Below are 14762 nucleotides of genomic sequence, written 5' to 3' on the forward strand. Positions count from 1 at the left end.
GGTTATCTGTATAATCCGTATTATCTGCGATATCTGTGGGCAGAATAATATAAGCACACAGATTTTACAGATTTAGCAGATTTAGCAGGTTGTTGTTTATTAATCAGTCTGATAGTTATCTGTATAATCCGTATTATCTGCGATATCTGTGGGCATAATAAAGCACACAGATTTTACTGATTTTGCAGATTTCCACAGATTTCCACAGATTATTATTTACTGCAATTACATGACTATAATAAAGTTTCCAGTATTTTGTTAGTGAATCTAAAATAAATTAAGTTTCTAAAGTCTTATCCCTTGTCTCTTGTCTCTTGTCCCTTGTCTCTTGTCTCTTGTCTCTTGTCTCTCATCAAAAACCCAATTATCTCACATAACTACTATGGTAATTGCTATGACGAAATAACTTTGTAACTTTGACACTTACATCTTTGCAACATAGTTATGACAACGCAAATCACACCCGAAATACTTCAAAAATTACAACAAATCGTTGGCGAATCATTCGTATTTACAGACGAAGAAACCCGAAGCAATTACGGTCACGACGAAACCGAGGATTATGTTTTTCCGCCGGGTGTTGTGATAAAACCGGCTTCGGTTCAGGAAATATCAGAAATTGTTAAACTGGCCAATGAATACAAAATCCCTGTGGTTCCCATTGGTGGAAGAACCGGTTTGAGTGGTGGCGCATTGAGCATTCATCAGGGCATTGGATTGTCTACGGACCGACTGAATAAAATCATCGAAATCGACGAAAGAAATTTACAGGTAATAACCGAACCAGCTGTAATCACGCAGGTTTTACAGGATGCTGTTTTAGAAAAAGGCTTGTTTTATCCCGTAGATCCAAGTAGCCGCGGAAGTTGTTTCATCGGTGGTAATGTAGCCGAAAATGCTGGTGGTGCCAGAGCAGTGAAATACGGAGTAACCAAAGATTACGTACTGAATCTGGAAGTGGTTCTCCCAACCGGTGAAATCATTTGGACAGGCGCCAATACGCTTAAAAATTCCACAGGGTATAATCTGACACAATTAATGGTAGGTAGTGAAGGAACATTGGGAATCATTACCAAAATAGTTTTAAAACTGTTGCCTAAGAATTCTCATAATGTATTAATGTTAGTTCCGTTTTACAAGGCTGAACAGGCGTGTGAAGCGGTTTCAGCGATTTTCAGAGCGGGTATTGTGCCAAGTGCTTTGGAATTCATGGAGCGTGATGCCATCGACTGGGCCATCCGATTTATTGAAGGTATCAATGTGGATATCAAAGATAATATTCAGGGGCATTTGCTGATCGAAGTCGACGGTAACTACCCGGAAGTCTTAATGCAGGAAGCGGAGAAAATCATGAATGTTGTTGAAGATTTTGAAATCGACGAAATCCTTTTTGCCGATACCGAAGACCAGAAAAGCGCGTTGTGGAGAATGCGCCGCGGGGTTGCAGAAGCGGTAAAATCCAATTCGGTTTACAAAGAAGAAGATACAGTGGTGCCTCGTTATGAACTGCCGACATTGTTAAAAGGAATTAAGGAAATCGGAAGCAAATACGGGTTCAAATCGGTTTGTTATGGTCACGCCGGCGACGGGAATTTACACGTGAACATCATCAAGGCTGATATGACAGATGAAAACTGGAAAACAGAAGTGCCTAAAGGAATTCGTGAAATTTTCGAACTGACGGTTTCGTTAAAAGGAACCTTATCGGGCGAGCACGGAATCGGCTATGTTCAGAAGAATTTTATGGATATCGCTTTTGATAATGCGCAGCTGGTTCTGATGAAGAACATTAAGAAGGTTTTCGATCCTAATAATATTATGAATCCGGGGAAGATTTTTCCGGATAGTATTTAATGATAGGAGGAACAACAAAAAGGCTGTCTCAAACTTCAGAGACAGCCTTTTTTTATAGGGTGGCCTTGTGTGCTGTAACGCTTGCGATGAAAATATCAACTTCGGTAATTTCTTTGTTAATACGTTCCAAATCCAATTCCTTTTCAACTAAAGCTACAGAACCATAACTTTCTTTACGGTTCTCCAATACGAATTTTTTGTATTGTAAGCGAGTAATTTTCTTAAGTAAATCCTCTTTTGTTGGTCCTGGCGGTAAAGTTTCCACAACTGTACTTGTGGCATTAATTTCACCAATTACCCCTTGCAGTATGGCTTCTATTTCTACAGAAGTCTGGCTGTAATTGTCCGTAGCCCTGTCAATGGAATATTGTTTATACAATAAATCCGATTTTTCTTTTGCCGCCCATGTTAATAAAACATCACAGTCTGTCGTCGTGCTGATTCTGTCTAATGAATACATAAAATTAAATATTTAAAAAATTACAATTACTCTTACAGGTTTCAAAATAATGTTAAAAATATCACATATGAAACAGTATTTGTGAAATTTAACACTTTGTGAGAAAATGTATTGCTTTTAAATGCAACTTATGTAATTGATTGTTAGAGTTTTTTCTTATAGTATCAATTTTTTCTCGATTTCCAATTTTAACATTTTATAGGTTTCTTTCTTGATCTTCAATCCTAATAATTTTTGCGAACTGTGCTTGTTCAGAGTTTGTACAGCCCTTGTTTTTATGCTTTGTGCTAAACCTGTAATCGTTTCTTTCTCTTGATGCAATTCTAAATAGTGTGCGACTTCCAATGCCGAAAAACACTCCTTTCGAATATTTTCGGTGGTGTTTATTTTTTTTTCCAGGATTCTTAGCTTGTGCTCTGTGGCTTTGTATTCCCGTTCTAGCCAATCCTTTTTTTTCTTTTTTTCTGCTTCACCGATTTTTTGGCTTTCTGCAGAAGTCGATTTACTTTTTTTAATGCTGGAAACGGCGTCTGCCAATCGTTGTTTGGCTGAAAGCGGAATATCACGTTTACCACTATCATATAAAGCCCATTGAACCCTGGTGATGCCCAATAGCATTGCCATTTCCTCCTGTGATAAACCAAGCAGGGATTTTATGGTTGTTGCGTCTTTCATTTAAACATTTTTTTTAAAATTATTTTTTTGTTGCAAAAATTGAAACATTTTTTTTAAAATGAAAATTTTGTTTCAAAAAACAGAACATTTTTTTCAAATTTATTTTTTTGTTCCAAGGGAGATATCATACGCAGACGCAGGCGTTCTTATTCCGGTGGCTTAGTAGTGCACTGTATTTTCCGAAACGTAGTAGCCACCATACCCGATTTACTCTCGAATAACTCATAGCTCCCAGCCCGTAATTCGTAATTTCCAACTCATGGCTAATAACACAAAAACACCAACTTTTGTGATTGCCCGAACATTAAATATTGTTTTCTTTTGTAAGAAGCCTTAATCAGTTATTAGATGAAGAAATTTTACTTGTTATTAGTATGCATTTTGAGTTTAGGAAGTTCCTATAAGTTATCCGCGCAAGGTGCCCCGCAGCTGCAGTGGGTTTTTAATGCTGCAAATAGCCCCGACTATCTATGGGGAGGAAATAATGAGGGGAAAAGTATAGCAGTGGATGCCTCCGGAAACCGTTATGTAACAGGTTATTTTGAAGGTATTGTTGATTTTGACCCTTCGGCAGGCACAGCTAATTTAACTGCGGTAGGTGGTCAGGATATTTTCATTGCGAAATACGACAGCAACGGGAATTATCTTTGGGCGAAGGCTATGGGAGGGGCCAATTGGGACGAAGGTAATTCGATCGTTTTAAACAGCAGCGGAGAGGTATATGTTACTGGATTTTTTTGGCAAACTGTTGATTTTGACCCTTCGGCAGCCACAGCGAATCTGATTACCGCAGGTGGCAAAGATATTTTCCTTGCCAAGTATGACAGCAACGGAAATTATCTTTGGGCGAAAGCGATGGGAGGAACTGGTCAGGATCAGGCTAAATCCCTTGTTGTAAGCACAGGAGGAGAGCTATATGTTACGGGGTCTTTTTACGGAACTGTCGACTTTGATCCTTCAGCGGCAACTGCCAATGTTACTTCCGCAGGGAGCAATGATGTTTTCATAGCGAAATATGGAAGTAATGGTGATTGTATTTGGGCGAAAGCCATGGGAGGAATAAATGGAGATGAAGCAACTGCAATAACTTTAAGCAGCAGCGGGCAAGTCCATATTACGGGGAGTACTTGGGGAGGCGATTTTGATCCCTCTAGTGCTGTGGCCAATTTGAATACAACCGAAGGAAGTGATATTTTCATTGCAAAATATGACAGCAATGGGAATTATATTTGGGCAAAATCAATGGATGGTCAAGGATCTGGGCAGACGGGGACTTCTCTTGTGGTAAGAAACGACGGTAACGTATATGTCACGGGATATTTTTCTGGTTGGGCCGATGTTGACCCTTCAACAGACACTTTCTTTCTGTATTCGACATCTGGTACGAGGGATATATTTATAGCGGGCTACAATTCGAATGGCAATTATCTTTGGGCGAAAGCAATGGGTGGGATAGGCACTGATGAAGCCAGTTCTCTTGCTCTGGACAAATTTGACAACTTGTGGGTGACAGGAATTTTTAGTGGTACAGCGGATTTTGATCCTTCATCGTCCATAGCGAATCGTGTCTCGAACGGAGGTTCGGATATGTTTATTGCGAAATATTATACTTTTACTGCCCAAGCTGGTCAGCTTTTTTCTGTATATTCATGGGGAGGAACAAAAGATGACAGAGCCACTTCCATAGCGGTAAAAAATACCGGGAATAATCATAATGTATATCTTACCGGATCTTTTCAGGAAACTGTCGATTTTGGCTCTTCACCGAGTAATCAACGTTATTTGACATCGGGGACAGGAGCTTCAAACTGCTTTATGAATCACTATTTTAATGTCCTGGGTGGATTTATAGATTACAGAAACGCACAGGTTATAGGAGGATATCCAAATCAGCCTCCTCGTGAAAGCGGAAGAAGTGTGGCTACAGATTCTTTTGGGAATGTGTATGTTGTAGGTGGTTTTTCCGGAACAGCTGATTTTGATCCTTCGGCAGCCACAGCCACTCTGACCGCGACGGGAAGTGGTAGCATGTTCCTTGCGAAGTATGACAGTGGTGGGAACTATCTTTGGGCAAAAGCTATTGGGGGCACAAATAATAATCCAATGCATATAGCTATAAATTCTGTGGGAGAGATTATCATTGCAGGGTTTTTTTACAATACAACCGATTTTGATCCTTCACCATCCACATTCAATTTGACGTCGCAAGGGGATGCAGATGTTTTTATTGCAAAATATGACAGTAATGGGAACTACCTTTGGGCGAAGTCCATGGGAGGTACAGGACATGAATGTAATTTTGCAATGGCATTAAATAGCAGCGGCCAGATCCATATCATAGGAGAATATGACTCTGCTGCCGCCGACTTTGATCCATCGTCAGCTACGGCTAATTTGGTAGGAGGAGGAAATGTGGGTCTGTATATTGCGAAATATGACAGTGACGGTAATTATCTTTGGGTAAAGTCTGTGGGAGGGGCGGCTTATTCTGGGGCTTATGGATGGTCTTTTTCTTTTTCGCTAGCGGTCAACAACAGTGGGGAGGTGTATGTAGTAGGATTTTTTAGGGGAACTTTCGATTTTGATCCTTCGGCCGCTACGGCTAATTTGATTTCAGCGGGAGGAAGTCAGGATGTATTTATTGCAAAATACGACAGCAACGGTAACTATCTTTGGGCAAAAGCTATTGGGGGAGCATTGAATGATGATTCTGCCAAAGCCATTGCTGTAAACGGTAATGGAGAGTTGTATGTCACGGGCTATTTTGGAGGTACTGTCGATTTTGACCCTTCAACTGTCACAGCTAATTTGACAGCGGCAGGAGGAGTTTCGAATTCATTTATAGCGAAATATGACAGTAGCGGTAATTATATTTGGGCGAAAGCTATGGAAGTAACAGAGAATATAGATGCACGTCCGCCAAGTGCCCTTGTTTTAAACAGCAATGGTGAAATATATATCAGTGGGGTGTTTCAAGGAACTGGCGATTTTGATCCTTCGGTTGCTTCGGTGAATCTGACTTCGGCGGGAGGTAACGATATATATGTCGCAAAATACGATAACAATGGCAACTATCTTTGGGCGAAAACAATGGGAGGGCCAAGTGATGATCAGGCTTATTCCCTAGTACTAAACAGTAGTGGAGAGTTGTATGCAACGGGGTATTTTCAAAATACAGTCGATTTTGAACCTGCAAGTACTTGTATTGGCAGCCTGACTTCATCGAATGAAGATATGTTTCTGGCTAAATATGCTAATGGTACATGTACTGCCATTGCCATACCTACGGTAACTCAAACAGGTAGTACATTAACAGTTGATAGCACAGCAGATGCTTACCAATGGATCGACTGTAATAATGGAAACAGCCCGGTGCAGGGAGCTACTAACCAATCTTTTACACCTGCGGTAAGCGGAAATTATGCCGTAGTGTTAACAACGGGATGCTGTCAAAATGCTTCGGCATGTCAAACAGTATTAAGTGTGAATGATGCGGAAATGACATCAGTAACGTTATATCCAAACCCAACAACAGGTAATTTTACTATCAGTTGGGCTGATGCGCTGGAATCGGTAGAGATTGTCGTTGTCGACATAATGGGTAAAACAATCAAAACAATGTACTGTCAAGGACAGCAGGAAGCAAGACTTTCATTGGACGGTGCTGCAAACGGTATCTATTTCGTTTGTTTACAGAGCGGTCAGAAAACTAAACAGTTTAAACTGATTAAAAAATAGTATTTTTTTTATATTTATAAGAGGGCCTTTCTGTTTTGGAAAGGCTTTTTTATTTGGATTTAAAGGCTTCGGTCATAATTTCAAAACTCGTAAATTACAATTCCTCATGCGTAATATTAACTTATGGTGCGTGTCACAAAAAGCTTAAGTTTTGTGATTGTCTGGGCAATGAAGATTGTTTTTCTTTGTATGAATTTTTAAACAATAATTTGATGAAGAAATATTGCCTCTTATTGATATGTGTTTTGTGTTTAGGAAATTCCTATATGTCTTTAGCACAAGGTGCGCCACAACTGCAGTGGGTTTTTAATGCGGTAGATCCTGCTGTATCTGGTGGAGATAGCTTTGGGCGAAGTATTGCATTAGATTCTTCGGGAAACGTTTATGTTGCAGGGAGTTTTTCCGGTACAGCTGATTTCGATCCTTCGGTTGCCATAGCTAATTTGACTTCAGTAGGAGGAAGCGATATTTTTATGGCAAAATACGACAGTAACGGAAACTACCTTTGGGCAAAAAGGTTGGGAGATGTAGCTGATGAAGATTATGCTACTTGTATTGCCGTAAGTAACAATGGTGAGATATATGTATCTGGTCATTTTCAAGGAACTGTTGATTTTGATCCTTCGGTCGCTACGGCTAATTTAGTTTGTACCGGGTATCTTTATTCTGATATGTTTATTGCAAAATATGATAATAATGGCAATTATATTTGGGCAAAAGCAATTGGAGGAGATAATGGTTGGGAATATACTCACTCCCTTGCGGTAAAGAGTAATGGGGAGCTTTGTATTACCGGACGTTTTAATGGTATTGCTGATTTTGATCCTTCAGCTGCTACCGTTAATTTAACCAATACTGGGAATGATGATATTTTTATAGCGAAATATGATACTAACGGAAACTATCTTTGGGCGAAATCTATGCAAGCGTCTGAGTCGTATTCTCTTGCGTTAAACAGTATTGGAGAGATTTATATCACGGGAAATTTTATAAATACTGTTGATTTTGATCCCTCGGCTGCTACGGCGAATTTGACTGCAGCTGGAAATAATGATATATTTTTTGCGAAATACGACAATAACGGAAATTACCTTTGGGCGAAAGCTATAGGAGGGACAAGTTCTGACGTTGGATTGTTCCTCGTGTTAAATAGCAGTAATGAGATTTATATCACTGGATATTTTAGGGATTCTGTTGATTTTGATCCGTCAGCGGCGGCAACCACTTTGACGTCGCTTGGGAATGGGGATGTTTTTCTTGCTAAATACGATAGCAGCGGGAATTACCTTTGGGCGAAAGGTATGGGAGGGGTAGGTTCTGACGTTGGACTGCTCCTCGTGTTAAATAGTAATGGCGAGCCGTATGTTTCAGGTTTTTTTAACGGTACAGTAGATATGGATCCTTCGTCTGCAGCGGTTAATCTGACTTCGGCGGGAGGTCGGGATATATTTGTAGCAAAATATGATGTCAACGGGAATTACCTTTGGGCGAAAGCTATGGGGGGTATGAGTAATGATGAGCCTATGTTGCTTGCATTAAACAATGTTGGAGAGTTGTATATGACAGGGTATTTTCAAAATACGGCCGATTTTGAATCTGCAAGTGACTGTGGTAGCCTAACTTCTTTGAATGGTGCGGATTTCTTTTTGGCTAAGTATGCTAATGGCACGTGTACTGCTGTTACTACACCGTCAGTAACGCAAACAGGTAATACCTTAACAGTTAATAGCACAGCAGTTGCCTACCAATGGATTGACTGTAATAATGGAAACAATCCGGTGCAGGGAGCTACGAACCAATCTTTTACACCTGCAGTAAATGGTAACTATGCGGTAGTATTGACAAAAGGATGTTGCCAAAGTATCTCGGCTTGTCAATCGATAGTATTAGGTATTAATGAGGAGGAAATGGCTTTAGTGACTTTGTATCCAAACCCAACAACTGGTAATTTCACCATCAGCTGGGCTGATGCACAGGAATCGGCAGAGATTGTTGTTACCGACATAATGGGTAAAACCATCAAAACAATGTACTGTGAAGGTCAACAGGAAGCAAGACTTTCACTTGACGGCGCGGCAAATGGTATCTACTTCGTTCGTTTACAGAGCGAGCAGAAAACCAAATTGTTTAAGGTGATTAAAAAGTAATTATAGTTTTTTATATTTTTAAAAAAGGTCTTTCTCTTGTGGAAGACCTTTTTTGTTTTGGTGGCTGAGGTTCTCGAAGCCACATCTCATTTCATTGAAATAAAAAAGGACATACATAACAATACGTCCTTTTCCAATTAATTATCACTCCTAAACTCCTCCAAAACCGCATCCGGATGCTTAAAAGTAGGCGGCTGTTCGGTGATATTTGGAATTCTTTTTTTGTTCAGTTTCATGGTAATGTCGGCCTCCGTCGTAAACAGTAAAACCCACATGAACGGATTGTTGATGTATGGTACCAGTTCGGTTTCCATCGCATCCAATTCCACAATCTTTTCGATTTCCTGCAAACCTTCTTTGTATATCTTATGGATTATGGATAACTTTAATACGCCGTTTTCCACAGCAGTTCTCACATAAATGTTCTGCAGTTCCGGTCGGCCAATGGTTTTGGTTAATGTCAGTTTTGCAAAAGTCCCATCCTGAATGCTGGCTTTTACGATGTTGAAAAACTCGGTATAGGTTGGATTGCTTATCATTTTTTTATTTCTGAAATGGATTTTTCGTCTTGATCAGATTACAAAAGTAGCCTTTTTGAAGCTGATTAAAGTTGTTTCTCCTCTTTTTAAGCTGTTTTTATGATGAATTTGTATAATCTGATATAAATCAGTTTTACCAAAAGAATTATGGACTATCTTTATCGTATGAAAAATGCAATTGTAATCGTCGTGTTCCTTTTCTTCCTTAAACCGGTCCTTCCGGTTGTGGAATACGTTTTGAATTACGATTACATTGTGAAAGAACTTTGTGAGAACAAGGCCAAACCCGAAATGAAATGTAACGGAAAATGTCACTTGATGAAAGAATTGGCAAAAGTTTCCGAAAACGACAATCCGGCTTCAAAGGATAAAAAAACGTTTCATACAGAATTTGAAATCCTCTTTTTAGAAAAATCACCTTCATTTGAAATCGTGAATCTGAATACTCCTGTTCAGGAGAAAATCAATGAAAGATACAACGATCTGTACGTTTACGAAAACCCTATCGCTGTTTTTCATCCTCCCGCCGTTTAATTATTGTTTTTAACTTTTAATGTTTATCCGTTTGTGCCTTCTTTTGGCCCAGGCTTGGTTGTACAATGCTTTGGAATAGTCCAGGCGATACATTGCAGCCACTCCTTCGGATTTCATTTAAGTTCCCCAAATCCATTATTCTCTCATGGAGCAAACAGTATTCGTTGGTTTATTTGAACAGAATGATGTCTGCAATAATTAAACATGCAAAATGAAAAAAATATACTTTGCCGTATTGGTATTAGGACAAATGCTGTACGGTCAAAATAAAACAGATAAAGATTCTGTCGCCACAAAACAGCTTGAAAACGTTGTGATTACCGCTAACCGAGGTGCCACTCTGAAAAGAGAAGTGCCGGTTGCAATTTCGAAAGTAACTCAAAAAACAATTAATGAAACCAAAGCCACAGCTGTTTATGAAATTGTAAACAAAGCGCCTGGTGTTTTAATGGTTAACCTTGGGAACGAACAACATTCCATGGCAATTCGTCAGCCCATGACTACCAATCCGTACTATTTGTACCTCGAAGACGGTTTGTCAATTCGTCCGATGGGCGTTTTCAACCACAATGCGCTTTTAGAAATCAATCAGTTTAACCTACAGAATATTGAATTGGTTCGAGGGCCGGTTTCCTCGCTTTACGGACCTGAAGCCGTTGGTGGAGCGGTGAATCTGATTTCTTTAAAACCGTCATTACAGCCGGAAATGAAATTGGGTCTACAGGCTGATCAGTGGGGATACCTTCGCTTTCAGGCTGCTGCAAGTGCAACAATCGGTAAAGTGGGAGTCCATGTGTCGGGTTTGACCAGTGCGCAGCGCGATTCGTGGATGACTTTCTCTGATTACAACAAGGATAACATCAATGCCAGAATCGATTACAATATCAATAAAACTACCCGATTAATAGGGACGTTGTTCAATGGTTCTTATTATTCGGACATGAGCGGTTCTGTTAACGAAGCTGATTTTTACAATCGGACTTACAAAAGTACTACCGATTTCACTTATAGAAAATCGGATGCGTTGCGAACCCGATTAACGTTTGAAAAGGATTGGAATGACAAAGCACAGACTTCATTTACAACTTTTTATAGAGATAACGAACTAGGACAGAATCCTTCATACGGCATTAAATGGGTGCAAGGCCAAACAATTGCCAAAGGGGAAATCAATTCCAACAATTTTAAAAGTTACGGGGTATTGGCACAGCACAATCAGAAGTTTAATTTTTTGGATGGTTCTTTCGTTGTGGGTGGTTTGTATGACAATTCTCCAGTAGATTACAATGCTTATCAGGTGGATTTGAAAGCTAATTTAAATCCGGGCGGACAAACAGTGAGCAGTTATGAAATTATTGCGGAACGCCCCGATATTAAACTGGCCGATTATAATGCGAGAATTCACAATACGGCCGGTTTTGCACAGTTAACTTTAAAGCCACTCCATAATCTGATTTTTACAACAGGTGCACGTTATGATAACATGAGTTTCGATTATACAAATAATATAGACTATTCCACAGGAAATAAAGTGTATGATCAGTTTACGTTTAAAGTAGGAGTAAATTATAATCCGTGGTCGTGCGCAGGCTTTTACAGTAATTATTCACAGGGATTTGCGCCTCCGGGACTAACATCCATTTTCAGATCTAAACCGGGAACAGGCGGAAGTACAGGTATTCCGGCCGAATTCTATTATAATTTAGAACCTGCGGAATTTGATAATTATGAAGTAGGAGGATGGATTGGCTGCCTGGATAAAAAGATGAGAATTGAGTATTCGGTTTACTATATGGAAGGAAAAAACGAATTGTTGAATGTTCGCCAGCCCGATAATTCAACCGATTACCGTTCGGCAGGAGAAACGCTTCACAAAGGAGTGGAATTGGCTGTGAATTATATTCCTGATCCCCAATTTAAAATCAGAATGGGTGGAACATACGCAAAACATGAGTTTGTAGATTTTAAAATTTCCGATAAACCGACCGATCCGGTTCAGGATTTAGATGGTTTTGAAATGCCGTCTGCTCCTAATTGGATAGCGAATTCGGAAGTGAGTTATTACCCGAAATGGCTGCTCGGTTTGCGTACTTCCGTAGAATGGCAATTGGTTTCCAGCTGGTACCAAGATCAGATCAATACCGTGAAATATGATGGTTACAATGTGTTTAACGGACGCATCGGTTACCAGTTTAAAGGATTGGAAGCGTATGTGAATGTGATGAATTTAACCGATAAATTGTATGCTTATAATGTAACCCGAGGTAATACGCCTACATCGACTCCAAGTTATACTGCGGCTGCACCGCGTACGTTCGTTTTCGGATTGCAATATAATTTTCAACTTAACAAGAAAAAATCAAATGAAAAATAAATTTCTTTTGCTGTTTACGATAGCGTTGTTTGCAGTAGAGTATGGTAATTCCCAAATCAGGGAAACCGAAGCAAAATATATTTCTTCCGAAAACGGAACCACAACAAGCTGCCCGTTTTTTACCTCCGACAGAAAGGGACGGACTGTGATGTCTTACGGAAAGGAAACCAAAGGAGCGGATGCCATTCTTAATTATTCCGTTTTCAATACTAAAACAAAAAGGTTCGGCGCTCCCATTGAAATACCGTCCAGTAAAGGAGTGGAACTTCATGGGGAGAACATGCCAAAAATGATATTCAAACCCAATGGGGAAATTATAGCGGTTTGGGGAATCGATAATCCTACACCTAAAAAAAAATATGGAGGTTTGATTCAGTATTCCCAGTCATTTGACAACGGAAAAAACTGGACGCCGGCAACGCGATTGGTAAAAGATGAAAACGGAATCGATCAGCGTTATTTTGATATCGACCTGCTTCCTAATGGAGAAGCGGCTATTATCTGGTTGGACAACCGCAGTAAAACGGATATGGACGTTTCTACTTTGTATTATGCCGTAACCAAAGGGAAGAATGGTTTTCAAACTGAAAAAGTTATAGGGGAAACTACTTGCCAGTGCTGCCGAACCGATTTATTTGTGGGGAAAAACGGAGTCATTTATGCGGCATACAGAGATATTATCAACGATGAAATCCGCGATATGGTACTCACTTATTCTTCGGATAAAGGAAAAACATTCTCAAAGCCAAAACGTATCAGTGCCGACAACTGGAAAATAAACGGATGTCCTCACACCGGTCCGACCATGACACAAAATGATAATGGAATGCACTTCGCCTGGTATACCATGGGAGGGGGAGAAGGTGTGTTTTACACTAATTCATCAGATAGCGGAAAGAGCTTTTCAAAACGTGATAATGTAAGCAAAAATGCTTCTGCAAAACATCCGCAGATTTCGACATTAAACAATAGGAATGTTGTCATTGTATGGGATGAAAGTGCTGAAGTGAACGGTAATTATTTCAGCAGGATTGGATTGCAGCATAGGGCTAAAAACGGTAAAGTTCTGGAAACTGAATTTATAACGTCAGCTACTGAAGGTATGTCGACATTTCCAATAGTAAAACCTTTGAACGAAACAGAAGTTCTGGTGGCCTGGAGTCAGGGAGGTAAAGATGGAAAAGTGGGTTACAGGACTGTCCGCATCGGGAATCAGAAAAGTGTTGAGGCAACAAAAAATAAAAGTGTGACGGCGAGGTAAGAAATGATACTTATAAAATGCCCCAACTGTGGTTGTAGTTGGGGTTGAATTGCTGAATGTATAAAAATCCGGACCGTGTTATAAGCCCAATTGATTTCTGATTTTTTCGGTAATTACTGCGTCAAGCAGCTCTTTGTATTTGGGATCGAAAGAAATAAATTTCCATTTTCCTTCTGTAAAATCATCAAAAATGGCCACCAGTTTATCTGTTTTGATAATGTTGAAGGCATTGCGTTCTTTTTCAAAACGTACGATGGAATCCGGAAAATTTTTATGCAGTGTTTCCGTTATTTTTTTAACTCTGGTGTCATCGCTTAACGGTTGTTTGTAGGTCATGAGGATTGAATTCTCATAACTTATGACACAGTACAAACCATTGTCGGTCATGAGCATATCTGAATAAGTGAAATGCGGCGTGGTGTACTGGTAACGAATACGGTAAACTTCGTTGTCGAAAGAACTGTCCAAAGTACCATACATATCAGCCCTTTCCACAAATTTGAAAACAAGCGGATAAGTAAAATCGAGCATGGTGTCAAACGACATCGTGTAGGTGGCGTTGTAGAGCGCTTTGGTATCACGCTTCAAATCATCTGTAGATTGTGCGGAAATATTTATAACAATAAGTAACGCAAATAATGTGATTTTAAACCTCATTTGGGGAAATGTTTGGCTAAATATAACAAAAATCCCCAACTACAACCGTAATTGGGGATTAATTTTATTTAAAAGTGTCAGTTTATTCGTTAACGACAATCCATTCTCCTGAAGCTAACATAGGTTCTGCTTTTTTGAATTTCATAGTTTCCGTTTTTCCGCTCATAACGTGTTTGATCGTTACGTTGTCATTGCGGTTGATTTTAGGTTGGTCACGCGTGATGGTTTCGGTAACGTGATGATGTTGCTGTTGTTGCATTTGGGCAGCTTCACGTTGCTTGGCAGCCATTTCATCAGTGTTTAACACCTCTTCTTTTGAAATAGTGTAATCTTCCTGTACAGGCACTTCGTGTGCTTCCTGAATATTATTCGGGTTTTGTGAAGGTAAATCACCTTTGAAAAGGAATGAGATTACTTCTTTATTGATACCATCCAACATTTTCTTGAACAGGTTGAACGCTTCGAATTTGTAAATCAACAAAGGATCTTTTTGTTCGTGAACGGCTAATTGAACAGATTGTTT

10 protein-coding genes and 1 pseudogene are annotated in these 14762 nt (G+C 39.6%); 6 read left to right on the forward strand and 5 right to left on the reverse strand.

The features are described 5' to 3' along the window. Window positions 1–444: 444 nt before the first annotated feature. Window positions 445–1854, forward strand: a complete 1410-nt coding sequence (locus VLB74_RS02560) for an FAD-binding oxidoreductase (RefSeq protein WP_325201904.1) — start codon at window positions 445–447, stop codon at window positions 1852–1854. A 52-nt stretch (window positions 1855–1906) separates the two neighbouring features. Here VLB74_RS02560 and VLB74_RS02565 read toward each other — a convergent pair whose 3' ends face one another. After that, a complete protein-coding gene (locus VLB74_RS02565; protein ID WP_325201905.1) occupies window positions 1907–2314 on the reverse strand; it encodes a hypothetical protein in 408 nt (135 codons plus the stop codon). A 156-nt stretch (window positions 2315–2470) separates the two neighbouring features. Continuing rightward, window positions 2471–2989, reverse strand: a complete 519-nt coding sequence (locus VLB74_RS02570; protein ID WP_325201906.1) for a hypothetical protein — start codon at window positions 2987–2989, stop codon at window positions 2471–2473. Window positions 2990–3337: 348 nt separating this feature from the next. Here VLB74_RS02570 and VLB74_RS02575 point away from each other — a divergent pair, with 348 nt between their 5' ends. Both VLB74_RS02575 and VLB74_RS02580 read left to right on the forward strand, forming a co-directional pair. Next, the gene (locus VLB74_RS02575) at window positions 3338–6727 is read left to right on the forward strand and encodes a T9SS type A sorting domain-containing protein (RefSeq protein WP_325201907.1); all 3390 of its coding nucleotides are present in this window, start codon (window positions 3338–3340) and stop codon (window positions 6725–6727) included. A 212-nt stretch (window positions 6728–6939) separates the two neighbouring features. Further along, window positions 6940–8874, forward strand: a complete 1935-nt coding sequence (locus tag VLB74_RS02580; RefSeq protein ID WP_325201908.1) for a T9SS type A sorting domain-containing protein — start codon at window positions 6940–6942, stop codon at window positions 8872–8874. A 137-nt stretch (window positions 8875–9011) separates the two neighbouring features. Here the strand turns inward: VLB74_RS02580 and VLB74_RS02585 are convergent, their stop codons facing one another. Further along, the gene (locus VLB74_RS02585; RefSeq protein ID WP_325201909.1) at window positions 9012–9413 is read right to left on the reverse strand and encodes a hypothetical protein; all 402 of its coding nucleotides are present in this window, start codon (window positions 9411–9413) and stop codon (window positions 9012–9014) included. A gap of 147 nt (window positions 9414–9560) precedes the next feature. Between VLB74_RS02585 and VLB74_RS02590 the strand changes: the two genes are divergently transcribed. From VLB74_RS02590 to VLB74_RS02600, 3 genes are all read left to right on the forward strand, one after another. Beyond that, complete coding sequence (locus VLB74_RS02590) at window positions 9561–9947, forward strand: hypothetical protein (protein ID WP_325201910.1); 387 nt, start codon at window positions 9561–9563, stop codon at window positions 9945–9947. Between the two features lie 211 nt (window positions 9948–10158). Continuing rightward, window positions 10159–12321, forward strand: coding sequence for a TonB-dependent receptor (locus tag VLB74_RS02595; RefSeq protein WP_325201911.1), 2163 nt, complete (start codon window positions 10159–10161; stop codon window positions 12319–12321). Then, window positions 12311–13582 carry an exo-alpha-sialidase gene (locus tag VLB74_RS02600; protein WP_325201912.1) on the forward strand — a complete coding sequence of 424 codons (1272 nt, stop codon included), beginning with the start codon at window positions 12311–12313 and terminating at the stop codon, window positions 13580–13582. The genes VLB74_RS02595 and VLB74_RS02600 overlap by 11 nt, the downstream gene beginning before the upstream one ends. A 78-nt stretch (window positions 13583–13660) precedes the next feature. Here VLB74_RS02600 and VLB74_RS02605 read toward each other — a convergent pair whose 3' ends face one another. Further along, complete coding sequence (locus tag VLB74_RS02605) at window positions 13661–14239, reverse strand: hypothetical protein (protein ID WP_325201913.1); 579 nt, start codon at window positions 14237–14239, stop codon at window positions 13661–13663. Window positions 14240–14321: 82 nt separating this feature from the next. Next, a pseudogene (gene secA / locus VLB74_RS02610) lies at window positions 14322–14762 on the reverse strand (preprotein translocase subunit SecA); the annotation flags it as partial.

This window comes from Flavobacterium sp. (assembly GCF_035456225.1).
Lineage (GTDB): Bacteria > Bacteroidota > Bacteroidia > Flavobacteriales > Flavobacteriaceae > Flavobacterium.